Source organism: Hamadaea sp. NPDC051192 (assembly GCF_040682475.1).
Taxonomy (GTDB): domain Bacteria; phylum Actinomycetota; class Actinomycetes; order Mycobacteriales; family Micromonosporaceae; genus Hamadaea; species Hamadaea flava.
The window spans coordinates 68,472-93,200 of the sequence record NZ_JBFBAZ010000014.1 but is presented as its reverse complement, the minus strand read 5'-3'; the positions used below and the strand labels follow the sequence as shown (position 1 = coordinate 93,200).

The window sequence follows — 24,729 nt, the reverse complement described above, 5'->3', positions numbered from 1 at the left end:
GAGAACTCACAATCTCCGGTCCGTGCGGCGCAGGCCGCGGTACCAGGCTAGGCTGCGGTGCTCGACGAAGCGGAAGACCACCGACAACAGGAATCCGATGAGGCCGAGCAGGATGATGCCGGTCCACATCTCCGGGATGGCGAACGAGCGCTGGAACTGCACGATGGACGCGCCGAGCCCGCGGTTGGCCCCGAACAGCTCGCTGACGACCATGAGGATCACGCCGATCGACAACGCCTGCCGGGCGCCGGCGGCGATCTGCGGGCTGGCCCCGCGAAGCACCACGTTCAGCAGCCGCGTACGCCGCCGCAGCCGGTAGGACCGCGCGGTGTCCAGCAGCACCTCGTCCAGCCCGCGTACGCCTTCGACCGCGTTGAGCAGGATCGGCCACAGGCAGCCCAGCGCGATGGTGACGACCTTGGCCGTCCAGCCGGTGTAGCCGGCGAACAGGGCGATCACCGGGATCAGCACGGGCGGCGGGATGGCCCGGAAGAACTCCAGCGTCGGCTCGGCGAAGGCGCGCAGCCGAGGGTTGAGGCCGATGGCCGCGCCGATGCCGATGCCGCAGATCAGCGCGATCGCGTAGCCGAGGCCGAGCCGGGCCAGGCTGGGCAGCACGTCGGCGGTGATCCGGTCGCCCTGCCAGGTCTTGGGGAACACCCGCACGATCTCGGCCAGCGGCGGCCAGAAGAAGCTGGTCGAGCCGTCGGAGACGACCCACCAGCCGGCGATCAGCAGGATCGGCAGGCCGACCGCGAACAGCAGTCCTACGACGACTTTTCTCACGACAGGTCCTTCCGCACCGAGGCGTGCCACCGCAGGACGTGCCGTTCGACGCGGCGGGCGAACACGTTGACGACCACGCCGATCAGGCCGACCACGATGACCAGGGCGTACGTCTCGGGCACGGCCGCCGACGACTGGGCGACGCCGATCATCTGCCCCAGCCCAGGTACGCCGATGACCAGTTCGGCGGTGATCTCCAGGACCAACGCGACCGCGGCGGCCAGCCGGAACCCGGTGACCACGTACGGCAGCGCGGTGGGCCAGACGACGGTGCGGAACACCGTCCAGCGCGTGAACCGGTAGGAGTGCGCGGTGTCGCGGACCACCGGGTCGACGTCGGCGACGCCGTAGAGCACCTGCACCAGGATCTGCCAGAACGACGCGTACACCACGAGGATCAGCGCCGACTGCGGCTGGCTGCCGTAGATGAGCACGACGAGCGGGATGAGCGCGACCGACGGGATCGGGCGCAGGAACTCGATGGTGGACGCGGTCGCCCGGCGCAGGAACGGGACGCTGCCCACGACCACGCCGACCGCGATGCCCAGCAGCATCGCGAGGGCGAGGCCGATCGCCCAGCCGCGGACGGTCTGGCCGAACGCGACCCAGAAGTCACGCTGGCCCAGATCGGTGACCAGGGCCGCGCCCATGCGGCTGGCGGGTGGCAGGAACTGGGAGTCGACCAAGCCGGTGCGGGACACGATCTCGATCAGCAGCAGTACGCAGATCAGACCGAGCGCGCCCAGGAACAGATCGGTTCGGCGGCCGGTGGCCGGACGGAACTTCCGCCCGGCCACCGGACTCGACGTCGTCGCGGGGAGGGACATGACGCTCGATCAGCCGATCAGGGCCGCGATGTCGGGGGTGGCGGTCAGGAAGCCGTCCTTCTGGGCCAGCTCGGCGAGCTTGGCCACGGACGCCTGGTCGATCTGCCCGGTCCAGCGGGGCAGGACGACGGCGGCGCTCACCTTCGCGTCGATCTTGGTGTAGGTGGCGAGGATGGCGCGCACCTCGTCGGGGTGCTCGTTGGCGTACGTGAGGGACTTGGTCATGGCGGTCTTGAACGACTCGACGACCTTCGGGCTCTTGCTCGCGTAGTCCGCCGAGGTGAAGTACGCCGCGACGGTGAGGTTCGGGTCGGTGCCGGCGTAGTTGGACACGACCTGCCGGTTGCCGGCCTGCGTTGCGGTGGTGAGGAACGGCTCGACGACCTGCCCGGCGTCGACGTCGCCCTTCGCGATCGCCGCGACGATGTCGGGGAACCCCAGCTCGACGTACGTGATCTTGGACGGGTCGCCGCCCGCCTTGCGTACCACCTCGTTGACCGTGGTCGTGTTGATGTTGTTGAGCGTGTTGACCGCGATCTTCTTGCCCGCCAGGTCGGCCGCGGTCTTGATCGGGCTGTCGGCCTTGACCACGACGGCGCCGAAGTCCTTGCCCTCGGTCCCGACGGTGCTGACGCCGGCCGCGACGGCCTTGAGCTTGAGGCCCTTGGAGCTGGCCAGCAGCAGCGAGACGGTGTTGCTGAAGCCGAACTGGTACTGCCCGGCGACGACCGCGGGCACGATGGCCGCGCCGCCGGAGGCGGTCTCCAGCTTCAGGTCCAGCCCCGCGTCCTTGAAGAAGCCCTTGCTGACGCCGAGGTAGATCGGGGCGACGTCGATGATCGAGATGACACCGACCTTGACGGTCGTGGTGCCGCCGCCGGAGCTGGAGGTCGACGGGGTGTCCTCGCCGCAGGCGGAGGCCGCGAGGGGCAGAGCCAAGGCGAAGGCGGTGAGCGCCCCCCGACGCGTCAAGGTGACGCGCGTGATGCTGTCTTGCATCGGAACTCCTATGAAGACTCGGGCCCCTTGGGGACTCGGTGACCGAACACTTGGCCCATCACCCTAGCCACATTGTTGACATTTTTGAAGACGATCCAGCACACATTCTTATCAAGGCTGTAACGGAGCCGACACAAGATCCTCTGTGCGGCGGGTTAGACCTGCTCACGCAGCGCAGCGATGACGCCGGCGACGTGCCGCCGGGCGGCCCGCTCGGCGGCCTCGGGATCGCGGGCGCAGATGGCCTCGATGATCGCGAGGTGCTCCGGCAGCGACACCTGCGGCCGCCCCGGGCGTAGCGCCAGCCGGAACTGGTGGCGGACGTTGCGGGCGCGCAGGTTGGCCAGCACGTCGGCGGCGACCGGCTGTCCGGCGATGGCGCCGACCGTCTCGTGCAGTACCGAGTTGAGATTCGAGTACGCCATGATCTCGCCGGACCGTACGGCGTCGCGCATCTGCCGGCCAAGCGCGGTCAACTCGTCGACCTGGGCGTCGGTGACGTTGACCGCCGCCCGGTACGCGCACAGCCCTTCGACCGCGAGGCGTACCTCGGTGATCGCGACGGCCTGCTCGACGGTGACCGTGCGGACCCGGGCGCCCCGGTTCGCGACGCGTTCGACCAGGCCCTCATGGGTGAGGTTGACGAGCGCGGCGCGAACCGTGCCCCGCGAGCTGTTGAACTGGTGGCACAACTCGGCTTCCACGAGCCGCTGGCCCGGGACGAAGTCCCCCGCGAGGATTCCGGCGCGCAGACGGTCGGCCACGTTCATGGGTTCCAGATTGTACGCGATTCTGTCAGCGATCAGTGGGCGGAGTCCTGCGGGTTCTTTCAGGGATCAGCGGGGATCAGAGGGGTGGCGTCCCGTGCGTGTGGAAGGACTCGATGGTCTTCAAGCCCCAGGCCTGCCCCTTGGCGCGTTCGGCCTGCGTCCACGTGATCATCTGGTGATCCGGGGCCAGCAGCAGCCGCGCGCCGGCGTTGCACAACTCGATCCGGTTGCCGCCGGGCTCCCAGACGTAGAGGAAGAACGTCTGCTGGATGGCGTGCTTGTGCGGCCCGGTCTCGATGTGGACGCCGGCTTCCAGGCAGACGTCGGCGGCCCGCAGGATGTCCTCGCGGGTGTCGGCGGCGAACGCGATGTGGTGCAGCCGCCCGGCGGTGCCGGTCCAGTCTCGCGTGTAGACCAGGTCGTACGACTTGTCGCAGACGGTGTACCAGACGCCCTGCTTGCTGCCGTCGTCGTTGACGATCTGCTCGCTCGGCCGGGCGCCGATCACGTCGGCCAGGAACCCCTCGGCGGCGTCCACCTGAGCGGCCAGGTAGTTGACGTGATCCAGCCGCCGGATGTTCGCGCCCCGGCCGGGGAACCGCGACGCCTGGTTCTTCAGCGCCGGCCGGGTCGCGTCCGACGGCTCGTATCGCTTGGTGTCCCAGTAGATGCCGAACGGATGGCCGTCCGGGTCGTGGAACTGGAAGACCTCGCCGTACCCGGGTTCGTCGGAGTTCCAGCCCTCGCCGAGCCCGGCCGCCTCGATCGCGGTGACCCGCCGGGCCAGCGCCTCCGGGCTGCGCGCCCGCAACCACGTACGCCCGATGCCCGCCTTGTCGCGCGCGGTCAGCTTGACGGTGAACGACTCGTAGTCGTCCCAGGTGTGTAGGTAGACGCTGTCGCCGTGCCGGTACACCTCCTCCAGGGCCAGCACGTCGGCGAAGAACGCCGTGCTCTCGGCCAGGACCGGGGTGAACAGTTCCACCGCGGAGACGTGGGCGACGTCCCGGATCGGCTCAGTCATCGGGTGTTTCTCCTCGGGAAGCTGGATACTCTGCTGGATATACGATGCCGTCCAGCAGCAGCCGGGCGGTGCTGACCACGGCGGACCGGCCGACCTTCACGTCGTCTCCGTCGACGGTGACGTCGATGACGGTGTCGTACCAGCCGGTCGGGTGTTCGATGCGCACTTCTGTGCTGTGGCTTTCCCTGGCGACGCTGTGTTCAACGACGTCGGCGGTGCTTTTCTTGGCGATGTGGGCCGGGCTTTCCGTGGCGACGTGGGCCGGGCTTTCCGCGGCGACGTGGGCCGGGCTTTCCGCGGCGACGTGGGCCGGGCTTTCCGCGGCGACGTAGGCGGCGGCGACGCTGCCGGGCAGGGCGGCGGCGGTCGCGACGCTCACCGCCGCGAGCACGCCGATCGACTGGTGGACCCGGTGCGGGATGAACATGCGGGTGCTCAGGCTCCCGCCGTTCGCGGGCGGCGCGACCAGGCACATCTTCGGCACCGTCGTGGCCGCCACGTCGCCCAGGCCCATCAGGTGCCCGGCGATCAGCCGCAACTTCTCGACCCGCTCGCGCAGCGCTTCGTCCGCCTCCAGGTCCTTCGGCGACTCGTATCCGGTGACGCCGAGGTCGGCGGCGTTCAGCACGACGATCGGCATGCCGTTGTCGATCAGCGTGGCGGCGGTCCCGTCGAGGTCGTCGACGATCCGGCCGGTCGGCAGCAGCGCGGGCGCGACCGATCCGGCGGTGTCGCGGAACTCCACGACCAGGCGCGCCGCCGTCCCGGGCACCCCGCTCAGCGCGGTGGTTCCGGCGTACTCGACGACGCCGTCCGGGGTCGGCACGTGCACCACCGCGTACGCGCCGGTGTTGACCATCCGGATGCGTACCGGGGTGACCTCGCCGGTCGGCTCGACCAGGCCGCGCTCCAGGGCGAACGGCCCGACGCCGGCCAGGATGTTGCCGCACGGCTGTTCGGCGCTGACCCGCGGCTGGTCCACCTGCACCTGGAGGAACAGGTAGTCGATGTCCGCCTCGGGGTCGTCGGACCGGCTCAGCACGGCGACCTTGCTGGTCAGCGGGTGGGCGCCGCCGATGCCGTCGATCTGGCGCGGGTCGGGCGAACCCATCACGCGCAACAGCAGCCGGTCGCGCTCGGCGGGGTCGGCGGGCAGATCTCCGGCGCGGAAATACGCCCCCTTCGAGGTGCCTCCGCGCATGATGAGGACGGGGATGCCCGCCCGTACGGCACTCATGATCTCATCTCCGTCCGGGTCACGGTTGTGGCGAACTCTAGGTCAATCAGATTGCGAATACAATTGTTGACAATCGGCTCCGGCCCAGGAAAACTCGGGAGAATGCGCATGACCGCCGTACCGCTCCGCATCGCGGTGCTCGGCCTGGGCGAAGCGGGCGGGCACATCTCGGCCGATCTCGCCGCCGCCGGCGCCGCGGTCTCCGGGTTCGATCCACTGGTACGCACAGCGGGCTTGCGGATTCCCGACGGTGTGCGCGCAGCCGACGACGCCGCCGAGGCGTGCCGCGACGCCGACCTCGTGCTCAGCGTCAACAGCGCCGCCGACGCGCTGGACGCGCTGGCCCAAGGGTTGCCGGGCTGCCGGCCGGGCGTGCTCTGGGCCGACCTGAACACCGCCTCACCCCGACGCAAGGAACAGGTCGCGATGGCGGCCGACGGCGCGGTGGACGTCGTCGACGTCGCACTGCTGTCCCCGGTGCCCGGCAACGGCCTGCGTACGCCGATGGCAGTCAGCGGCCCGGGAGCCGTCCGCTATGCAGAAGCTCTTGGCGCGTACGGCGCGACGGTCAGCGTCGTCGACGGCCCGATCGGCGCGGCCGCCACCCGTAAGCTCCTGCGCAGCGTCTTCTACAAAGGACTGGCCGCGGCCGTGATCGAGGCCCTCGAAGGAGCCCGTGCCGCCGGGCTGGAGGAGTGGCTGACCGCCAACATCCGCGAGGAACTGGCCCGCAGCAGCGCGGCCACCCTCGACCGGCTGGTCGAAGGCTCGATCGCCCACGCCGTACGCCGAGAGCACGAGATGGCGGCCGCCGCCGAGCTGCTCGACTCTCTCGACGTGCCCGCCCGCGTCACCCGAGCCAGTCGCGACTGGCTCGCCGACCTCGCCGCGCCGCCTGTCACGCGGTTCGGGACTGGGAACGGCCCCACCTGTCTATGATTCGGCTCTGGGCCCTCAAACTCCTTGGAGCAGACCCATGAGCGATGCGAGCACTGGCAAAGTAGTCGTGAACAGGGCGATGTCATTGGACGGGTTCATCGCCGGTCCCGACCACGCGATGGACTGGATCTTCGAGTACCTGACCGCGGAGACGTTCCCGGAGGTCATGACGGCGACGGGTGCCATGCTCGTCGGCCGGGGCACGTACGAGGTCGCCAAGCGGATGGCCGACCAGGACGCGCCCTACGAAGGCGGAGCACAGTTCGTCCTCACCCACGAGCCTCCCGAGAAGCCGGACCCCAGCGTCACGTTCCTCACCTGTGACGTCGAGGAAGCCGTTGCCACGGCACGCAGCGCCGCGGGCGGCAAGAACCTGGAGATCCTCGGTGCCGACGTGGCCGCCCAGTGCCTGCAGCGCGGGCTCGTCGACGAGATCCTGGTGTACGTCCTGCCGGTGCTGCTCGGCGACGGCGTACGCTTCACGCCGCCAAGCCTCGATCGGATCGACCTGGAACCCTTCAGCAACACCCAGTCGGGCGCCGTCACGATGCTCCGCTTCCGCGTGCGGAAGTAGGCGCAGCCTCCTACCTGCCGTGACGGCCTGACTCCCGGACGGTCACGTACCGAACCGGCGAGGGGAAAGGTATCCCGCCCACCGGAGATCGCCCGGCGGGCCGGACGAGGAAGATCAACATCTCGCCCATCGGGCTGCGAACGGCGCAGCCCGCTCGGTAGCGTGAGCGGATGCAGCTCGAGTTCCTCACCGACCCGACCGAGTTCCTCGCCGCGGCCGGCGACCACCTCGCGGCGAACCCGGTGGTCAGCAACGTGGTGGCCACGCTCGCCGAGCGGACCGCCGCGCAGCTCGCCGCCGGCAAGGAACAGCCGGAGCTCAACTGGTGGCTCGTGGTACGCGACGAGTCCGGGGCGGTGGTCGGCGCTGGGATGCGTACGGCTCCCTTCGAGCCGCATCCGCCGTTCCTGTTGCCCATGCCGGACGAAGCCGCTGTAGCGCTGGGCCGTGCGCTGCACGAACGTGGCGAGGAGATCGCGGCGATCAACGGAGCGCTGCCCGCCGTCCAGCTGTGCGCCACCGAACTGGTACGCCACCAGAGCGGGCGGGTCGAGGTCGGCCAGCACACCCGGCTCCACGAACTCGGCGACCTGATCCCGCCGAAGCGCGTCCCCGGCGAACTCCGCCGCGCCACCGAGGACGACGTCGACCTCGTTCAGGCCTGGTACGAGGCCTTCGGAGCGGACGCCGACGAGCAAGCCGGTCGCCCGCGGGGAACAAGTTTCCACGAGGCTCCGGATCGGGAGGGCACCCTGCAAACTCTGGTCACCAAGAACATCTGGTTCTGGGTCGACGAGACGGGTGAGCCGGTGCACCTGACGGGCGCGAACCCGCCCTCGTACGGCGTGGCCCGGGTCGGCCCGGTCTACACGCCACCGGAGCAGCGTGGACGCGGCTGGGCGAGCGCGGCCGTCGCTGAGGTGTCGCGCCGGATCGTCGCCGAAGGCGCGCGGGCGTGCCTGTTCACCGATCAGGCGAACCCGACGTCGAACAAGATCTACGCAGCGCTCGGCTATCACCCGGTCGTGGACATGGCCAACCTCGTCCTCGTCCGCTGACTCGGGAAAGGTGCGAGTGTCCGTGCCGCGCGCCGTGTTTCTCGCCGCGATGACGGCGGCGATCCTCCTTGTCGCCTCCTGCAGTCGCGAGCCGGACCACCTGCCTGACATCGCGTCGGATATGGCGACGAGCCACGACATCGTGCTGAATCACGTTGCGGAGCAGGGTGGTCCGGCGCGGAGTTTCGGCCCGTTCGACTCCAGCTCCGCCAGCGCCGCCGAAGAACATCTGGTTCTGGGTGGACGAGACGGGTGAGCCGGTGCACCTGACCGGCGCGAACCCGCCCTACCGGGATTCCTCCGTTTGGGAGGTCACGAACCGACGGCGGGACCGGACTAATCAGCCCGAATGACCGACAGGTCCGCGGCCAGCGCCGCATAGATGTACTCGCTGCCCCAGCGTTCCCCGTCGAGGTCGTTCTCGACGAGGTGCGCCTCCCGGCGCATCCCGAGGCGCTCGCAGACCCCGACGGATCCGGTGTTCTCCACGTCCAGCCGTGCGTAGAGCCGATGCACCTTAAGCGTGTCGAAGGCGAACGCGGCCAGCGCCGCGGCGGCCTCGGTCGCGTAGCCATGGCCCTGATGGCGTGGGTCGAGGGTCCAGCCGATCTCGGCTTGGGCGGCGCGGGCGTCGGCCAGGGTGAGTGTCACCTCGCCGAGGACGCCGGGCTCGTCGCGTCGGCAGACAGCGAGCGCCACCTTGTCCCCATTGGTGCGCCAAGAGGTATGCGCCGCACGCTCGGCGGCCACCTGCTCGCTGCGTTCCCGCGTGTGCGGGGGCCGGTACAGGTAGCGCGCCACGCTCAGCAGGCTCTGGTAGGCGTACAAGTCGTCGGCGTCGTCGGGGGTGAAGAGCCGCAGCGACAGCCGGCTCGTGGTCATCGGCAGCAGCGAGGCAATGTCCATGCGGACCTCCAGGACGCGGACGAGTCGATCATGGTGCTGGCCGATTGTGGCATCGCCGCGGCCGGGTGACGACGCCTTTTCGGAGCAGCGCCTCGCCCGCAAAGGCGTCGTCGGCTAGCCCGAAGATGCGGTTCGAGCCGCGGCTTCAGTCGACGATGAACAGCGTGGCACCGGTGGCGGTACTGGATCTGTGGGCCTCGGTGTCGTCGCCGACCTGATAGCTGCTCCCGGCCTGTAAGGTCACCTTCTGACCGCCGGCCAACTCCGTCGTCAACGTTCCGGAGAGCACGAGCAGGATGTGGCCCTTCGTGCACCAATGGTCCGCGAGATACCCAGCGCTGTACTCCACCATCCGAACACGAAGATCACCGAATTCGCGGGTACGCCAAGTCGCGGTTCCCGCCTCACCGGGATGCTCGGTAGCAGGCACCTGCGCCCAGTCGGTCGTCCCGAAGGGGATCTTGTCGATGAGCATCTGGTGATCATGCCACGCATGCCGGCCATCGGGCGCTTGCCTGGGGAGTTCGGCGTCTCGATCCGTGATCCGCTGTGGCTCAGGGACCGGAGCCACAGCGGGTCACGACGATCTGCGTCAGGCGGCGACGTAGCCCTTGAACGCGTGCACCGCGTCGAAGGAGCCGTTGGCGTTCGCCCGGTTCGTATTGAAATACAGCGTTCCGGCGCTGAGGCCGACGCCTTCGATTTCGAAGGTCGTGTACGCCGACGACGTGATGCGGAACGAGAGGTCGGTGGCCGCGGGCGCGGTACCGGTCGTGGCCGTCGTCACGTTGCGGTAGACGAGCACGATGCTGCGGTTCTCCTTGGTCAGCGGGTAGTAGAGCACCTTCTTGGACGCGTCGTAGAAGAAGCCCTGGTTGGCGAAGGTCGTGAGGTCCGAGACGGTGGCGCCGTTGACCAGGGCGCCTTCGACCTGCAGGTCGAACGCCTTGGTCAGGTTGATGGTCCCGGAGTTGGCGCGCAGCGGGATGCTGCCGTTGTAGACGGTCCGGCCGCTCTTGAACATGAACGAGATCGTCGTGCTGTCCTGCGCGACTCGGCTGACCCCCGACGGCGACGCCACGGCACCGTTGAGCCGGATCTGGTAGGACCCGACGTAGTAGTAGGTGGTGCCGTCGTAGCGCAGCTTCACCAGTTGCGCGCCGGTCGCTTCCATGGTGACGACGAACAGGTGGTGCTGGCTGTCGATGTCGACGATCGTCATGTCGTTCGCGTGCCCGAGCCAGGTGTTGGTCGTGCCGCCGTTGGTGCCGTTGGTCATCAGCACCCGGTCACCGGTGGTCTTGTTGACCCGGTAGATGACGGCGAGATCGTCGTAATTGGTGTGGTTCTTGACGGAGTACAAGTAGGTGGATCCGGCGGCGAAGCCCTGTACGCCGGTGCAGCAGCTCGTGTTGGGCAAGCTGGCGATGTCGGAGTACGTGTTGTAGTAGGCGGCTTGCGCGGCCTGTCCCGACATGGCCAGCAGGCCGAACACAATCCCAACCATGATCGCCAGTCGTCTGACAAATCGCATGTGGGTCCTCCCCAGACGGTCGACGACCCCGAGCCCCAATGCCCAAGGTCATCGACTGGAGGCTATTGCGCGATCATGAGACGGTCAATGTCTTGATCGTCGCGGTCGATGTTCCGGCTCGTTCGGTGGCGAAGGCGCGGGCGGGCTTGTCCCCCGTGAGAGCTACCGGCGACTGTCCGCTGTGCGGTGACGATTCCGGGCCTGCGAATCCATAGCGTTCCAGGTAGCCGCGGCGCTTGGGCCGCGGGATCTGGGGAAGGGTTCGTCATGCGACTGTTCTTGCGACTGTTGGCGCAGCTCGTGGCCGTCTCGGTGGTCGCGCTCGTGGGCAACATGGCTGTCGGCGCGGTGCAGTGGAACGTGTGGCCCACGCTGGCGCTCGGCGTGGCCACCGCAGTGCTCTCGCTCCTCGCGTACGCCTGGGTGGTGCGCCGGACCGAACGCCGCGCGCCGGCCGAGGTGGCCTGGAAGGGCGCGGGTGCCCCATTCGGCCGGGGTGCGCTCATCGGCTTCGGAATGTTCGCGGCCGTCATCGCGGTCATCGCCCTGTCCGGCGGCTACCGGATCGACGGCTGGGGCTCGGTGTCCGGCGCGATCGCGCTGGCGGGCGTCACGGCCGCTGCCGCCGTGACGGAGGAGCTGTTGTTCCGGGGCGTGCTGTTCCGGTTCGTCGAGGAGCGCATCGGCACCTGGTCGGCGCTGGTTCTCACCGGTCTGCTCTTCGGCCTGGCGCATCTGTTCAACCCGCACGCCAGCCTGTGGAGCACGCTCGCCATCGCCGTCGAGGCGGGTGGCATGCTCGGTGCCGCCTTCGCCGCCACCCGTAACCTGTGGGTGCCGATCGGGCTGCATTTCGCCTGGAACTTCGCCGAGGGCGGCATCTTCGGCACCGGAGTCTCCGGCCAGAGTGCGCCGGACGGGCTGCTGCACGGCGTACTGTCCGGTCCGACCGCGGTCAGCGGCGGCGAGTTCGGGCCGGAGGCGAGCCTCTACGCGCTGGTGGCTGGCGTGGTGGTGACCGGAGTGTTCTTGTGGCTGGCCCGCCGCCGCGACCGGCTGGTGCCGATGCGCGGGCGCGCCGCCGGGGTCGCCGCGACCGTTAGTCTTTCCCGGTGATCGACCGCGAGCGGATCCTGGGCGTGTGGCGGCGACTGCCCGTCATGGCCCGGGATCTCCCGTTGGCGCTGGTTCTCGCCGTCGCGTCGGTGGTGCCGGCACTCCACAGCAACGGGACGCAGCTCGGCGACCTGCCGGACCGGCCGTTCGACGCGATGGCCGTCGCCGTGATCGCCCTCGAGAGCCTCCCGCTGATCGTGCGCCGCCGTTGGCCTGCCGTCTGTCTCGCGCTGGTGTCTCTCGGCTTCGCTGTCGACCAGCTCGTCGGCTTCCACACCGTCGCGGGCACGGCTCTCCCCATCGCGCTGCTGAGCACCTCCGTGCACCTGCACCGCCATCGGCGCGGCACGGTGCTGCTGGGCACCGTGGCGTACGTGTTGCTGGCGGTGGCTCTCGACCGGCGTGGTTCGGGTGAGGGGGTGGCCGGGTTCACCTCCTTCTATCTGGCGCTGGCCATCGCCTGGTGGATCGGGGCATGGGTACGCCTGTCCCGGGCGGCCGAGGCCGAGAACCGCCGCCACCTCGCCGAGGCCACGCGTACCGCCGAACGCACCCGCATCGCCCGCGAGCTGCACGACGTGGTGACCCACCATGTGACGGCGATGGTGGTGCAGGCGGAGGCGGCGAGGTACCTGACCGCCGCGCCGGAACGCCTCGATCAGACCCTGGCTTCGGTCAGCGACACCGGCCGCCGGGCCATCACCGATCTGCGGCATCTGCTGGACCTGCTCAACCCCGACCATGGCGCGGAGGCGACGACGGCATCCGGGCCGCCAGGGGCGGGCGCGCTTCCGCAGGCGGTGATCGGCGAGCTGTACGACCTCGTGGAGCAGACCCGGCGGGCGGGCCAGCCGGTGGAGTTCGTCGAGGAGGGCAGTCCACAGCAGACAGCCGGCAGCGCCGAGGTCGCGACGTACCGCGTCGTCCAGGAGGCCCTGACCAACGCCCTCAAGTACGCCCGCGGCAGCCGTACGGCGGTCCGTGTGCACCACGCCCCTCAGGAGATCATCGTGGAGGTCAGCACGGACGGCCGGGAGACGGTCACCGCGTCGCCTGGCGGGAGCGGCCGCGGCCTGGCCGGGCTTCGCGAACGCGTCGGTGTTCTCGGCGGCGAGTTCAGCGCGGGCCGGCTGGACGACGGTGCCTTCGTCGTCCGCGCCCGCATCCCCGCCGGAGGCGCGTCGTGAGCGCTCCGATCCGGGTGCTCGTCTGTGACGACCAGATTCTGATCCGCACCGGCCTGGCGACCATCATCGACGCCCAGCCGGATTTGGAGGTGGTCGGCGAGTGCGGGGACGGGCGTGCCGCGGTCGACCTGGCCCGCCGGTTGCACCCCGATGTCGTGGTGATGGACGTCCGGATGCCGGTGCTCGACGGCATCGAGGCGACCCGCCGGCTGGCCGGGGTCGGGGTGGCGCAGCCGGTGAAGGTGCTCGTGGTGACGACGTTCAACCTGGACGAATACGTGTACGGGGCGCTGCGCGCCGGGGCGAGCGGCTTCCTGCTCAAAGACGCCCCGCCAGCACAGCTGCTGAACGGCATCCGCACGGTCGCGAGTGGGGCCGCGTTGCTGGCACCCGAGGTGACCCGGCAACTGGTCGGCCGGTACGCGGCGCGGATCCGTCCCGCCGAGAGCACCCCCGATGACGGTCCGCTGACTCCACGTGAACTGGAGGTGCTGCGCCTGATCGCCGACGGCCTGTCCAACGGCGAGATCGCCGTGGCGCTGGTGATCAGCCAGGAGACCGTGAAGACCTACGTGTCGCGCATCCTCACCAAGCTCGACTTGCGAGACCGTGTTCAAGCGGTGATCTACGCGTACCGCCGGGGGTTGGTGACCTGACGGCCCGGTTCAGCGGGAGAGCAGGGTCAGCTCGAACGAGTAGTGCGACGCCCGGTACACGTGGTCGCCGTACTCGACGGCGTGCCCGGCCGGGTCGTACGCGGTCCGCGACATGGTGAGCAGGGGGGCGCCACGGATCTCGCTGAGCAGCCGGGCTTCGGCGGAGCTGGCTTTGCGGGCGCCGATGGTCTGGTCGGCGATGCGCATCTGGATGCCGCTGTCGCGCAGCACCTGGTAGAGGCCGCGTTCGGCGAGCGCGTCGCGGCTGATGTCGGCGAGCCCGGCGGGCAGGTAGTTGCGCAGGACGGCCAGGGGTTCGTCTTCGGCGTACCGGAGTCGTTCGATGTGGAGCACGTCGGCTCCGGCAGGCAGGTGCAGGGCTTCGGCGGCGGCGGGCGAGGCGGTGACGACTTCGAAGGCCAGCACTTCGGTACGCGGCCGGCGGCGAGCCCGGTCGAGGTCGTCGTAGAGGCTGGTCAGCTCGACCTGGCGGCTGACGCGCCGTTGGGCGACCTGCGTACCGACGCCGCGTTTGCGGACGAGGAGTCCCTTGTCGACCAGGTGGCCGATGGCTTGCCGCATCGTGGGGCGGGACAGGCCGAGCTGGTCGGCCAGCGCTATCTCGTTGTCCAGCCGGGAACCCGGCGGCAGCTGCGCGGACTCGATGAGTTCCTGCATGCGCTGCGCGACCTGGTAGTAGAGGGGGACCGGGCTGGACCGGTCGATCCGGATGAGTTGCGCGAGGCCGTCCACGCCGCCATTATGCGACAAGACATTGATCATCTGTACGTCTGGATGTCCTAACAATCGGGGGCCGTCCGATCTGTTACGTGAAGATTTCGCGGCAGACATTTACGTCGGCAGGTTGTCATGACATTCTGAGCAACGCGAGCCTCTTCGAGTCAACCCAGTCGCCGAAGGGAAGCAATATGTCAGTCCAGCGTAGAACGTCGACGGGCGCGGTCGCCGCGCTCGCCGCTCTCGCTCTCACCATGGCCGGTTGTGGCTCCGAGGAGCCGTCCGGCGCGGACGCTAAGAACATCACCCTCACCATCGCCGCCAACTCGATCGTCGGCGGCAAGAACTCCGCAGGCGCCCAGTGGATCCAGGACTGGGTCATCCCCAAGTTCATCGAGGCCCAGAAGGCCAAGGGCGTCACCGCCAAGGTGACGTTCGTGCCCAGCGGCGTCGACGACGAGCAGTACAAGACCAAGCTGGCGTTGGACCTGCGCAGCAAGGCCGGTCCCGACGTCATCGCGATCGACGGCATCTGGGTCGGCGAGTTCGCCCAGGCCGGATACATCAAGCCGCTCGCCGACGTGGCCGGTTCCGGAGTGGACTCATGGGAGGGCTGGAGCCAGATCCCGCAGTCCGTCCAGGGCCTGGGCACGTTCGAAGGCAAGAAGTACGGCGTGCCGCAGGGCACCGACGGTCGCGTGCTCTACTTCAACAAGAAGCTGTTCGCCCAGGCGGGCCTGCCGGCCGACTGGCAGCCCAAGTCCTGGCAGGACATCCTCGACGCGGGGGCCAAGCTCAAGACCCTCCCCGGCGTCACGCCGATCCAGATCAACGCCGGCACCGCGATGGGTGAGGCCACCTCCATGCAGGGCGCGCTGCCGCTGCTGGTGGGCGCCGGTGGCGAGATCTGGAAGGACGGCAAGTGGTCCGGCTCCACCCAGCCGGTCAAGGACATGCTCGACTTCTACGGCAAGGTGTACGGCGGCGGCCTCGGTGACCCGAAGCTGCAGCAGGAGGCCAAGGGCCGGGACAAGTCCTTCGAGATGTTCGCCGCCGGCAAGATCGGCATCCTCGGCGAGGGCGACTACTTCTGGCGCAGTGTCGTCGAGCCGAAGGCGGGCATCGCCAAGATGGCCGACCGGGACACCACCGTCGGGTACGCCATGATCCCGGCCAAGCAGCCCGGGGCGGGCGTGCGGGGCCAGGACTTCGTCAGCATGTCCGGCGGCGGCGTACGCGTCGTCAACCCCAACAGCAAATACCCGGCGCAGGCCTGGGAACTGCTGTCGTTCATGAGTTCGGCCGAGGCGGTCAAGTCCGAACTGGCCGGCGCGGCGCGCATCACCGCCCGGATGGACGTCAACAAGGAGGTCCTCGCCGGCGACCCGATGCTCAGCTTCGTGTCGGAGAAGGTGCTGCCGCTGACGGCGTACCGGCCGCCGCTGGCCGTGTATCCGCAGGTGTCGACGGCGTTGCAGGAGGCGACCGCCGCGGTCGTGTCCGGCAAGAGCGCGGCCGACGCGGCCGCGGAGTATCAGAAGAAGGTCGAGGGGATCGTCGGTGGTGCAGGCAACGTCCAGTCCTGACACCACCGAGGACACCAGCACGCAGCAACTGCCGGGGGCGCGCCGCGACGGCGCGTCCCCGGACGCCGCCGGGCTCGGCCGGGCCCGGGCGGCCGCGTTCGTGGTGCCCAGCATGGTGCTCATCGTGCTGTTCCTCGTCCTGCCGGCCGCGTGGACGATCTATCTCGGCATCACCAATTACCGGCTGACCGGGCTCGCCGCCGCACATCCGGAGATCGTCGGACTGGACAACTACACGACCGCGCTGGGCGACGACCGGTTCCTCACGTCGCTGGGCCTGACGCTGCAGTTCGTGATCGGTTCGGCGGTGATCGGGCAGGCCGGTCTCGGCTTCGCCATCGCGTGGACGCTGCGCGACCGCCGTGGCTTCGTACGCCGCGTCGTCGAGGCGTTCGTGCTGCTGGCCTGGATCCTGCCGGGGTCGGTGGTGGCGTTCCTGTGGATCGCGCTGCTCGACCGCGACGCCGGCACGCTCAACGCCGTCCTGCATACGCCGGGCGCGGCCTGGCTGCTCGATCATCCGATGCTGTCGATCATCGTGTTCAACACGTGGCGTGGCACGGCGTTCTCGATGATGCTTTACAGCGCGGCGCTCGGAAACGTGCCGCCGTCGCATCTGGAGACGGCCAAGCTGGCCGGGGCGAACACCTGGCAGCAGTTGCGTGACGTGGTGTTCCCGCGCATCCGCGGGCACATCCTGACCAACCTGCTGCTGATCAGCTTGTGGACGTTCAACGACTTCTCGCCGTACCTGATCACCGCGGGCGGGCCGGAGCAGAAGTCGGAGATCCTGGCGGTCTACGTCTACAAGGTGGCCCTGTCCGGTGGTCAGCTCGGCTTCGGCTCGGCGATCTCGTTCCTGATGCTGCTGATCAACCTCGTCCTCGCGCTGGTCTACCTGCGGATGCTGGGGCGCCGGAAGGAGGAGGCGTGAACACCACCGTCAGCCACCTGCTCGGCCGGATCGGCCGGTACGTCTTCCTCAGCGTGGTCCTCGGGTTCTTCGCGATCCCGTTGCTGTGGCTGGCGACCGCGCCGTTCGACAGCACGCCGAAGATCACCACGTCGATGCCCGACTTCGCACTGGACAACTTCCGGGCGCTGCTGGACAACCCGTACGCGGTGGAGTCGCTGCTGAACTCGGTCTGGCTGGCCGGCGGCACGGCGATCCTGGTCGTCGTGTTCGCCGCGCTGGCCGCGTACGCGCTCAGCCGGGTCCGCATCCCCGGCCGTGACGCGCTGCTCTACGGCCTGTTGCTGCTCTCGTCGATCGTGACGGGCACGGCGACGATGGTGCCGCTGTTCGAGCTGGCGTTCCGGCTGAACCTGATCGACTCCCGGCTGGGCGTCATCCTGATCATGTCCGGTGGGCTGCTGCCGGCGGCGATCTTCATCCTCAAGGACTTCATGGACTCCACGCCGACCTCGTACGAGGAGTCGGCGCGGGTGTTCGGGGCCAGTCCGCTGCAGATCGTGCGCCACATCGTGGTGCCTTTGGTGCGGCCGGGTCTGGCGACCGTCGCGGTGTGGGCGGTCGCCAACGTGTGGGGCAACTTCCTGGTGCCTTACCTGCTGCTGCGCAGCCCGGACAAGGCCCCGGCGGCGGTCATCATGTACACCCTCTACACCGAGGGCGGGCAGGCCGACCTGCGGCTGCTCTCCACGTTCTCGCTGCTCTACTCGCTGCCGGTCGTGCTCATGTTCATCTTCGTGAGCACCCGCTACGGCTTCCGCTTCCACGGAGGGATCAAACGCTGATGGCCGCCATCACCATGAGCGGGCTGACCAAGGTCTACCCCAACGGCGTACGCGCGCTGAACGCCCTCGACCTCGACATCGTCGACGGCGAGTTCTTCGCCCTGCTCGGCCCGTCCGGATGCGGCAAGACGACGCTGCTGCGCACCATCGCCGGGCTGGAGGTCTCCTCCGGGGGCACCATCCACATCGGTGACACCGACGTCACCGGCATGCCGCCGGGGCGGCGCGACGTCGCGATGGTGTTCCAGGACTACGCCCTCTTCCCGCACATGAACGTGCGCGACAACATCGCGTACCCGTTGCGGATCAAGAAGGTGGACCGGCGGACCCGGCACGGCAAGGCGACCGAGACCGCCGGCGGTCTCGGCCTGGCCGAGCTGCTGGAGCGACGGCCGGCGCAGCTGTCCGGCGGGCAGCAGCAGCGCGTGGCGCTGGCCCGCGCGATGGCCTACACGCCGCAGGTGTTCCTGCTGGACGAGCCGCTGTCCAACCTGGATGCGCGGCTGCGGCTGGAGGCGCGCACGTTCCTCAAGCGATTGCAGCGCGACCTCGGCGTGACGACCGTGTTCGTCACCCACGACCAGGCCGAGGCGCTGGCCCTCGCCGACCGGATCGCGGTCATGCAGGGCGGTCGCATCCGTCAGGTGGGCACACCGGTCGAGGTGTTCCGCCGTCCGGCCAACACGTTCGTCGCCGGGTTCATCGGCTCCACCCCGATGAACCTGATCCCGGCGACGGTGCGGGACGCGGGCGTCGAGGTGGCCGGGACGATCCTGCCGATGCCGGAGATCGCCGAGGGCCTGACCGAGCCGGGGGAGACCGTCACCTACGCCGTACGCCCGGAGTATCTCGACTATTCGCCGGCCGAACGCGCGGGCGCGCTGTCGGGCGTCGTCGTGGTGGTCGAGAATCTGGGCAGCTCCTCGCTGGTCAGCCTCGACCTGCCCGGCGACGTCGGCACCGTCCAGGTGGTGGTCGCCGAAGGCGAGGAACCCGCACCGGGCGACCGGGGCTGGGTCGCGCCGCGACCGGGCCGCGCGCTGCTCTACCGCGACGACGAGCTGGTCGCCGCGCCGATTCCGGCCCAGCCCACCGGGGCGAACCGATGACCGTGCACCAGGGCCGCTGGACGATGGAGGACCGGGCCGAGCAGATCATGCGCTCGGTGCCGGTCGAGGTCCCGCCCGGCACGGCGGCCCTGTCCGTCGAGCTGGCCTACGACCGGGCGCGGGGCGTACTCGATCTCGGGTGCGAGGGGCCGGCCGGGTTCCGGGGCTGGTCCGGCGGGGCCCGGGACCGGTACACGATCACGCCCGGCTGGGCGACGCCGGGCTACCTGCCGGGCGAGCTCGAACCCGGGGTGTGGCACGTGCTGCTGCGGCTGCATCGCGTACCGACGGACGGGCTCGACTTCACCGTCACGGTGACCACATCGGACAGAGCGCCCGACGCGCCCGCCGGCGAACGTCCAGAAAAGCCGGAGCGCGGACCGAAACGGGAGCTCCTGGCAGTGGACGGGCGGACCTGGCTCGCGGGCGACCTGCACTCGCACACCGTCCACAGTGACGGCAGCTCGACCGTCCCGGAGCTGGCCGTGCTGGCCGTACAACGGGGACTGGACTTCCTCGCCGTCACCGACCACAACACCGTCAGCCACCACCCCGAGCTGGCCTCGGCCGGCGCCCGCTACGGCATCGACCTGATCCCCGGGCAGGAGGTCACCACCGATCGCGGGCACGCCAACGCCTGGGGCCCGATCGGCTGGGTCGACTTCCGCCGCCCGGTCGACGACTGGTTCGCCGCGGTCCGCCGCGACGGCGGGATCCTGTCCATCAACCATCCGCTCGGCGGCGACTGCGCCTGGCGGCAGCCGGTGACCGACCGGCCCCAGCACGCCGAGATCTGGCACTCCGGCTGGTTCGACCGCACCTGGGGCGCCCCGCTGGCCTGGGCGGACGCCTGGCGGCCCGACGTCATCCCGGTCGGCGGCAGCGACTACCACCGGCCCGGCAGCGACGGTCTGCCCGGCAACCCCACCACGTGGGTCCTCGCCGACGACGGCGACGTGCTCGGCGGGCTGGCCGCTGGCCGGGTGGCGATCAACGCCGGACCGCAGGAGGCGCTGCTCATCCGGCTCGGCGACGAACTGCTCGCCCTCGACGCCGACGGCACGGTCCTGATCCGGCCGGACGGCTCCCGGGCGGTGATCCGCGGCGACCGAGTGCTGCTGCCGGCCGGCGACGGCCTGCATCTGCTGGAGACGTCTTCGACGGAGGTCGTCGCGATATGTCGGTGAGGATCGCCAACGCCCCCTGCAACTTCGGGGTCTACTCGCTCGAATCTCCGATCGTCGACCCGGACACGATGCTGGCCGAACTGGCGGCCGCCGGATACACCGGCGTCGACTCCGGGCCGATCGGCTACTTCGGCACCGGCCGGGAGCTGGCCGACCGGCTCGCCCGGCACGGCATGCAGCTGGCCGGCGGCTGGGTCGACCTGCGCTACGGCGACCCGGACGGCTTCGCGGCCGACCTGCCGAACCTGGACGCCGCACTCGACGTGTTCACCGCCGTCACGGTCGACGACGACCGGTTCGCGCCCCGGCCCACCCTCGCCTGCCCGGCCGATCCGCGCCGATTCGCTGCTCCCGGCGTACCGCTTGATCCTGCCCTGGCGTTGCCCGAGGCGGCGTGGCCCGGCTTCGCGGAACGGGTCCAGCAGGCCGCGGACCGCTGCCGGGCGCGCGGCCTCGAACCGGTCTTCCACTACCACCTCGGCACCGACATCGAGACCGGCGAGGAGGCCGACCGGCTGCTCGCGCTCACCGACATCTCGATCTGCCTGGACACCGGCCACCTCGCGCTCGCCGGCGGCGACGCGGTGGCCGCGGTGCGTCGCTGGGGTCCGCGCATCAAACAGGTCCACGTCAAGGACGCGGACCGTCTCGTTCATCATCGGGTACGCGATGAGGGGGCCGACTTGTCAGCGATGGTTCGAGCCGGGGGATTCCCGGCGCTCGGGCAGGGCGACGTCGATCTTCCGGCGGTGCTGGCCGAGCTGACCGAGATCGGCTACACCGGATGGCTGGTCGTCGAGCAGGACGCCCCCGGCACCGGGCAGGACCTCGGCCGGATCCTCGCCGACCAGCGCGCGAACCGGGCCCAGCTCGCCGAATGGGGGGTTCGATGATCCGCGTGGCGATCGCCGGGCTGGGCACGATCGCCCGCACCGCGCACCTGCCGATGCTGGCCCGCCGCTCCGACCTGTTCTCCGTCGTCGCGGTCAGCGATCTGTCCCCGACGGCGCTCGCCGAGTTCGACGTCGCCCGGTACGCCGACGCGTCCGAGATGATCGCCGCCGGCGGGTTCGACGCGATCCTGCTGCTCACCTCCGGATCGCACGGGACGCTGGCCGGTCAGGCGCTCGCTGCCGGACTGCCGGTGTTCTGCGAGAAGCCGCTCGCGCTGACCCGGGCCGAGATCGCGCAGCTGCCCGACACGGATCAGCTGATGGTCGGCTACATGAAGCAGTACGACCCGGCCGTGGAACGGGCGCTCGAAGAGCTGGACCGCATCGGCGGGCCGTCGGCGGTGCACCACGTCGACGTCACCGTGCTGCATCCCAGCGGCGAGTCGCAGCTGGCCTTCGCCCACCTGCCGACGCCCACCGACGTTCCCGCGACCGCGCTCGCCTCACTGCGCGCCCACGACGACGACCTCGTACGCGCAGCCGTCGGCGACGACGCGGGCGCGCAAGGCCTCTACCGGATCCTCGTCAACAGCCTGAGCCACGACCTGTCGCTGCTGCGGCTGTTCACCGGCGCGCCCGCGACGATCGACCACGCCACGACGTGGACCCGCAAGGGCGTGCCCGAACCGTCGGTGGAGGTCACCGGTGATCTGTCCGACGGCGGGCGCTACACGTTGCACTGGCACTATCTGCCGGACTATCCGGCGTACCGGGAGACCGTGACCCTGCACCACGAACGCGGGTCGCTCGAACTGGTCTTCCCGACGCCCTATCTGATGAACGCGCCCACCGTGCTCACGATCGCCGAAGGCCCGACGCGGTCGGTGTTCACCAGCGTCGACGAGGCGTTCGAACGAGAGCTGGTGGCGTTCCACTCGCTGGTCACCAAGGGCTCGGCTGTGCGTACCGGGGTCGAGGGCGGGCTGTCCGACCTGGTTACCAGCCAGCGCATCGTCCGCGCGTCCCAGCACCCCGTCTCCGGAGAGGCTATGCAGGCATGACGCCGACCGAGATCATCGTCGTCCCGCACACCCACTGGGATCGCGAGTGGTACGAGCCGTTCCAGCGGTTCCGGCTGCGCCTGGTGGCGCTGCTCGACGACGTCTTCGACCGGATGGCCGCCGACCCGCGGCAACGGTTCACTCTGGACGGTCAGATGGCCGCCGTCGACGACTACCTCGACGTCCGCCCCGAACGCCGCGACCAGGTCCGGGAACTGGTGGCCAACGGGCAGCTGGCGGTCGGGCCGTGGCAGATCCTGCTCGACGAGTTCCTGTGCTCCGGCGAGAACATCGTCCGCAACCTGGAACGCGGCCTGCGCCGGTCCGAGGAACTCGGCGCCGCGCTGCCGGTCGGCTACCTGCCCGACATGTTCGGCCACATCGCGCAGATGCCGCAGATCCTGACCGGCGCCGGGCTCGCCCACGCGTGCGTCTTCCGGGGCGTACCGGGGGCGCTGGGGCAGCACGCGTTCGGCTGGGAAGCCCCGGACGGCACCGTCATCCGCACCGAGTACATGCCCGGCGGCTACGGCAACGCCGCCTCGCTGACCGCCTCACCGCCGCTGGTCGCCGCGCGGGCCAAGGAGCTGTCGGCGTACCTGAACGCCTGGTATCCGGACGGCGGGCCGATGCTGGGCATGTACGGCACCGACCATGCCGCCCCGGCCGCCGACGTCGCCGACCTGCTCGCCCGCGCTTCTGCGGAGACCGGGCTCGACCTGCGCCTCGGTACGCTCGCCGAGTACTTCGCGACGCAGTCCGCCCGATTCGAAGGACTGCCCCGGATCACCGGCGAACTGCGGTCCCACGCCCGCGCGAACATCCTGCCCGGGGTCATCTCTGTGCGTACCCCTCTGAAAAGAGCGATGGGACGCGCGGAGCGGGCGGTCGAGCGGCACGCCGAGCCGCTGGCGGCCTTGTGGCACAACGGGCCGCCGGTGCAAGGTTTCCTGGACATGGCGTGGACTCGGCTGATCGACGCGTCGTGCCACGACTCGGTGACCGGTTGCGGGTGTGACGAGACCGCGGTGCAGGTGGCCGCGCGGCTGGCCGAGGCCGACCAGCTGGCACGGGCGGTCGTCGACCTGGCCGGGGCGAGCCTGACCGCGGTCGTGCCCAACGACGGGTACGCCGTCTGGAACCCCTCGCCGTTCGAGCGGACCTCGGTCGTCGAACTGGACCTGCCCGAATCCGGGGGTCTGGTCACCGGCGACGGTACGCCGGTGCCGATCCAGGTGCTGTCGTCCGGTCCGTCGGTGCTCGCCGACGACCTGCTCGACGGTGCGCGGGAGATCGAGAAGGGTCTGCGGCGCATCCACGGCATCGAGCTGTACGGGCAGGAGATCACCCACTGGGAGCTGGCCGGTGACGAGGTGACCTTCCACGTCGCCCGGCACGGCGACCCGTCGTTCAGCGTCGACGACGTCTGGACAGCGCTGGGGGAGCGCTCCTCGGTCCGGATGCGGATCGTGGCCGCGCCGCGCTCGGTCGTCGCCGCCGCCGTCACCGTTCCCGCCCTGGGACACGTGTCGGTGCGGCCCGCTGACTCTGCTGCCCTACCTTCCTCGACGGTGTCCGTCGACGGGTCCATCGTGGACAACGGCGTGCTGCGGTTCGACGTGGCCGACATCGGCCTGGTCGTCGACGGCGGCGATGTGGGGGATAGCTACAACTACGCCGCGCCCGACGCGGATGTGCTGGTCTCGACGCCCGTCTCGACCTCGGTGTCCGTGGTTTCGGCGGGGCCGCTGGTGGCCGTCGTCGACGTGACGAGGGTCTACGAGTGGCCGGTCGCGGCCGCCGAGCCGACTCCGGTCAGCCCGACCATCGTGGCCGCCGCGCCGCCGGCTCCCGCCCGGTCCTCGACGCTGGTCCCGGTGACCGTGGTGACCCGGGTCGAGGTGCGCGTCGGTGAACCGTTCGTACGCCTCACGGTCAGCTTCGACAACCGGTGCTCCGACCATCGCGTACGCCTGCACCTGCCCGCCGCCGCAACCACCTCGTACGCGGAGGGGCAGTTCGCGGTCGTCTCCCGGTCTTCGTCGTCAGTGGAGGGTGGCGGCGGGGAGTTCCCGCTGCCGACGTTCCCGGCGTCGGGCTTCGTCGTCGCGGGCGAGACGGCTGTGCTGCTCACCCAGCCGACCGAGTACGAACTCGTCGACGGGCACCTCGCGATCACGCTGCTGCGCTCGATCGGCATGCTGTCGCGCAACATCCACGCGCTGCGCGACGAACCCGCTGGACCGCAGTTGCCGGCTCCGCAGGCCCAATGCCATGGGCCGATCACCTTCGACCTCGCCGTCATGCCGATCCGAGCCTCGTGGGACCGGGCCGGGGTGGCCGCGGCGGCCGAGATCTACCGGCATTCGCTCCTGGCGTTCCCCGGGGCGGCGTCGCCGTCGGTGCCTTTGCCCGCTTCGGCTGCGGGGTTGTCGGTGTCCGGCGACGGCGTCGTGATGACGTCGCTTCGCTCCCGTTCCTCCGCGGCTTCCGGCGCCGACTCGGCTTCGGGTTCCGACTCGTTGGAGGTACGCGTCGTCTGCCTGCAGCCGGCACCGTCGACGGCGGTCTTCTCGGTGCTGGGCCTGCGCGCGGCGTGGCTGGCCGACTTGCGGGGGCGTACCGGGTCTGCTTTGGACATCGGCCCGGACGGTGCGGTGCGGGTGGATCTGCGCGGCTTCGAGATCGTCACCGTCCAGCTCGCTCGCTGATCCCGGCGCGCGGGGCCACCCGCCTCGCGCGTCGGTCATCTCGTGATCTCCGGAGTGCCACGCACGTGATCTT

The 24,729-nt window shown here is 69.9% G+C and carries 25 protein-coding genes; 15 read left to right on the top strand and 10 right to left on the bottom strand.

Annotation, left to right across the window (positions count from 1 at the left end; all coding sequences use genetic code 11):
• Positions 1 to 6 precede the first annotated feature (6 nt).
• The 6 genes from AB0M47_RS09075 to AB0M47_RS09050 form a co-directional block, all read right to left on the bottom strand.
• Positions 7 to 786 carry an ABC transporter permease subunit gene (locus AB0M47_RS09075; RefSeq protein ID WP_363410835.1) on the bottom strand — a complete coding sequence of 260 codons (780 nt, stop codon included), beginning with the start codon at positions 784 to 786 and terminating at the stop codon, positions 7 to 9.
• Positions 783 to 1,613 carry an ABC transporter permease gene (locus AB0M47_RS09070; RefSeq protein ID WP_363410832.1) on the bottom strand — a complete coding sequence of 277 codons (831 nt, stop codon included), beginning with the start codon at positions 1,611 to 1,613 and terminating at the stop codon, positions 783 to 785. The genes AB0M47_RS09075 and AB0M47_RS09070 overlap by 4 nt, the downstream gene beginning before the upstream one ends.
• Positions 1,614 to 1,622: 9 nt before the next feature.
• A complete protein-coding gene (locus AB0M47_RS09065; RefSeq protein ID WP_363410829.1) occupies positions 1,623 to 2,612 on the bottom strand; it encodes an ABC transporter substrate-binding protein in 990 nt (329 codons plus the stop codon).
• A 155-nt stretch (positions 2,613 to 2,767) separates the two neighbouring features.
• The gene (locus AB0M47_RS09060) at positions 2,768 to 3,382 is read right to left on the bottom strand and encodes a GntR family transcriptional regulator (protein WP_363410826.1); all 615 of its coding nucleotides are present in this window, start codon (positions 3,380 to 3,382) and stop codon (positions 2,768 to 2,770) included.
• A gap of 76 nt (positions 3,383 to 3,458) precedes the next feature.
• Positions 3,459 to 4,406: a VOC family protein gene (locus tag AB0M47_RS09055; RefSeq protein ID WP_363410823.1), complete on the bottom strand. Its 948-nt coding sequence runs from the start codon at positions 4,404 to 4,406 to the stop codon at positions 3,459 to 3,461.
• On the bottom strand, positions 4,399 to 5,643 hold the full coding sequence (locus AB0M47_RS09050; RefSeq protein WP_363410820.1) for a 4-oxalomesaconate tautomerase: 1,245 nt from the start codon (positions 5,641 to 5,643) through the stop codon (positions 4,399 to 4,401). The genes AB0M47_RS09055 and AB0M47_RS09050 overlap by 8 nt, the downstream gene beginning before the upstream one ends.
• A 108-nt stretch (positions 5,644 to 5,751) precedes the next feature.
• Between AB0M47_RS09050 and AB0M47_RS09045 the strand changes: the two genes are divergently transcribed.
• The 4 genes from AB0M47_RS09045 to AB0M47_RS09030 all read left to right on the top strand — a co-directional run bounded on the left by AB0M47_RS09045 (position 5,752) and on the right by AB0M47_RS09030 (position 8,470).
• Complete coding sequence (locus AB0M47_RS09045; RefSeq protein ID WP_363410817.1) at positions 5,752 to 6,582, top strand: DUF1932 domain-containing protein; 831 nt, start codon at positions 5,752 to 5,754, stop codon at positions 6,580 to 6,582.
• A gap of 37 nt (positions 6,583 to 6,619) precedes the next feature.
• On the top strand, positions 6,620 to 7,156 hold the full coding sequence (locus AB0M47_RS09040; RefSeq protein WP_363410814.1) for a dihydrofolate reductase family protein: 537 nt from the start codon (positions 6,620 to 6,622) through the stop codon (positions 7,154 to 7,156).
• A gap of 170 nt (positions 7,157 to 7,326) precedes the next feature.
• The gene (locus AB0M47_RS09035; RefSeq protein WP_363410811.1) at positions 7,327 to 8,214 is read left to right on the top strand and encodes a GNAT family N-acetyltransferase; all 888 of its coding nucleotides are present in this window, start codon (positions 7,327 to 7,329) and stop codon (positions 8,212 to 8,214) included.
• Between the two features lie 22 nt (positions 8,215 to 8,236).
• Positions 8,237 to 8,470 (top strand): hypothetical protein, encoded by a 234-nt coding sequence (locus AB0M47_RS09030; RefSeq protein ID WP_363410808.1) that lies wholly within the window; start codon positions 8,237 to 8,239, stop codon positions 8,468 to 8,470.
• A gap of 80 nt (positions 8,471 to 8,550) precedes the next feature.
• Here AB0M47_RS09030 and AB0M47_RS09025 read toward each other — a convergent pair whose 3' ends face one another.
• The 3 genes from AB0M47_RS09025 to AB0M47_RS09015 form a co-directional block, all read right to left on the bottom strand.
• A complete protein-coding gene (locus AB0M47_RS09025) occupies positions 8,551 to 9,120 on the bottom strand; it encodes a GNAT family N-acetyltransferase (protein WP_363410805.1) in 570 nt (189 codons plus the stop codon).
• Positions 9,121 to 9,265: 145 nt separating this feature from the next.
• Positions 9,266 to 9,595 (bottom strand): DHCW motif cupin fold protein, encoded by a 330-nt coding sequence (locus AB0M47_RS09020; protein WP_363410802.1) that lies wholly within the window; start codon positions 9,593 to 9,595, stop codon positions 9,266 to 9,268.
• A 117-nt stretch (positions 9,596 to 9,712) separates the two neighbouring features.
• Positions 9,713 to 10,627, bottom strand: a complete 915-nt coding sequence (locus AB0M47_RS09015; protein ID WP_363410799.1) for a hypothetical protein — start codon at positions 10,625 to 10,627, stop codon at positions 9,713 to 9,715.
• A 306-nt stretch (positions 10,628 to 10,933) separates the two neighbouring features.
• Here AB0M47_RS09015 and AB0M47_RS09010 point away from each other — a divergent pair, with 306 nt between their 5' ends.
• From AB0M47_RS09010 to AB0M47_RS09000, 3 genes are read left to right on the top strand one after another with little or no spacing between them, the layout of a single operon-like run.
• Positions 10,934 to 11,770, top strand: a complete 837-nt coding sequence (locus AB0M47_RS09010) for a type II CAAX endopeptidase family protein (RefSeq protein ID WP_363410868.1) — start codon at positions 10,934 to 10,936, stop codon at positions 11,768 to 11,770.
• Positions 11,767 to 12,957, top strand: coding sequence for a histidine kinase (locus AB0M47_RS09005; protein ID WP_363410796.1), 1,191 nt, complete (start codon positions 11,767 to 11,769; stop codon positions 12,955 to 12,957). The genes AB0M47_RS09010 and AB0M47_RS09005 overlap by 4 nt, the downstream gene beginning before the upstream one ends.
• The gene (locus AB0M47_RS09000) at positions 12,954 to 13,613 is read left to right on the top strand and encodes a response regulator transcription factor (protein ID WP_363410793.1); all 660 of its coding nucleotides are present in this window, start codon (positions 12,954 to 12,956) and stop codon (positions 13,611 to 13,613) included. The genes AB0M47_RS09005 and AB0M47_RS09000 overlap by 4 nt, the downstream gene beginning before the upstream one ends.
• 9 nt (positions 13,614 to 13,622) lie before the next feature.
• Here AB0M47_RS09000 and AB0M47_RS08995 read toward each other — a convergent pair whose 3' ends face one another.
• Positions 13,623 to 14,366 carry a GntR family transcriptional regulator gene (locus AB0M47_RS08995; RefSeq protein ID WP_253751821.1) on the bottom strand — a complete coding sequence of 248 codons (744 nt, stop codon included), beginning with the start codon at positions 14,364 to 14,366 and terminating at the stop codon, positions 13,623 to 13,625.
• Between the two features lie 176 nt (positions 14,367 to 14,542).
• Between AB0M47_RS08995 and AB0M47_RS08990 the strand changes: the two genes are divergently transcribed.
• From AB0M47_RS08990 to AB0M47_RS08955, 8 genes are read left to right on the top strand one after another with little or no spacing between them, the layout of a single operon-like run.
• Positions 14,543 to 15,937 carry an extracellular solute-binding protein gene (locus AB0M47_RS08990; protein ID WP_363410790.1) on the top strand — a complete coding sequence of 465 codons (1,395 nt, stop codon included), beginning with the start codon at positions 14,543 to 14,545 and terminating at the stop codon, positions 15,935 to 15,937.
• Entirely contained in the window at positions 15,912 to 16,871 is a 960-nt protein-coding gene (locus AB0M47_RS08985) for a sugar ABC transporter permease (protein WP_363410787.1), read from the top strand. Before AB0M47_RS08990 ends, AB0M47_RS08985 begins: the two co-directional genes overlap by 26 nt.
• On the top strand, positions 16,868 to 17,695 hold the full coding sequence (locus tag AB0M47_RS08980; RefSeq protein ID WP_253751813.1) for a carbohydrate ABC transporter permease: 828 nt from the start codon (positions 16,868 to 16,870) through the stop codon (positions 17,693 to 17,695). The genes AB0M47_RS08985 and AB0M47_RS08980 overlap by 4 nt, the downstream gene beginning before the upstream one ends.
• Positions 17,695 to 18,804, top strand: coding sequence for an ABC transporter ATP-binding protein (locus AB0M47_RS08975; protein WP_363410783.1), 1,110 nt, complete (start codon positions 17,695 to 17,697; stop codon positions 18,802 to 18,804). Before AB0M47_RS08980 ends, AB0M47_RS08975 begins: the two co-directional genes overlap by 1 nt.
• Positions 18,801 to 19,991 carry a CehA/McbA family metallohydrolase gene (locus tag AB0M47_RS08970; protein WP_363410780.1) on the top strand — a complete coding sequence of 397 codons (1,191 nt, stop codon included), beginning with the start codon at positions 18,801 to 18,803 and terminating at the stop codon, positions 19,989 to 19,991. Before AB0M47_RS08975 ends, AB0M47_RS08970 begins: the two co-directional genes overlap by 4 nt.
• Complete coding sequence (locus AB0M47_RS08965) at positions 19,982 to 20,884, top strand: sugar phosphate isomerase/epimerase (protein ID WP_363410777.1); 903 nt, start codon at positions 19,982 to 19,984, stop codon at positions 20,882 to 20,884. The genes AB0M47_RS08970 and AB0M47_RS08965 overlap by 10 nt, the downstream gene beginning before the upstream one ends.
• Positions 20,881 to 21,945, top strand: a complete 1,065-nt coding sequence (locus AB0M47_RS08960; RefSeq protein ID WP_363410774.1) for a Gfo/Idh/MocA family oxidoreductase — start codon at positions 20,881 to 20,883, stop codon at positions 21,943 to 21,945. The genes AB0M47_RS08965 and AB0M47_RS08960 overlap by 4 nt, the downstream gene beginning before the upstream one ends.
• The gene (locus AB0M47_RS08955) at positions 21,942 to 24,656 is read left to right on the top strand and encodes a hypothetical protein (protein WP_363410771.1); all 2,715 of its coding nucleotides are present in this window, start codon (positions 21,942 to 21,944) and stop codon (positions 24,654 to 24,656) included. The genes AB0M47_RS08960 and AB0M47_RS08955 overlap by 4 nt, the downstream gene beginning before the upstream one ends.
• Positions 24,657 to 24,729: the final 73 nt, after the last annotated feature.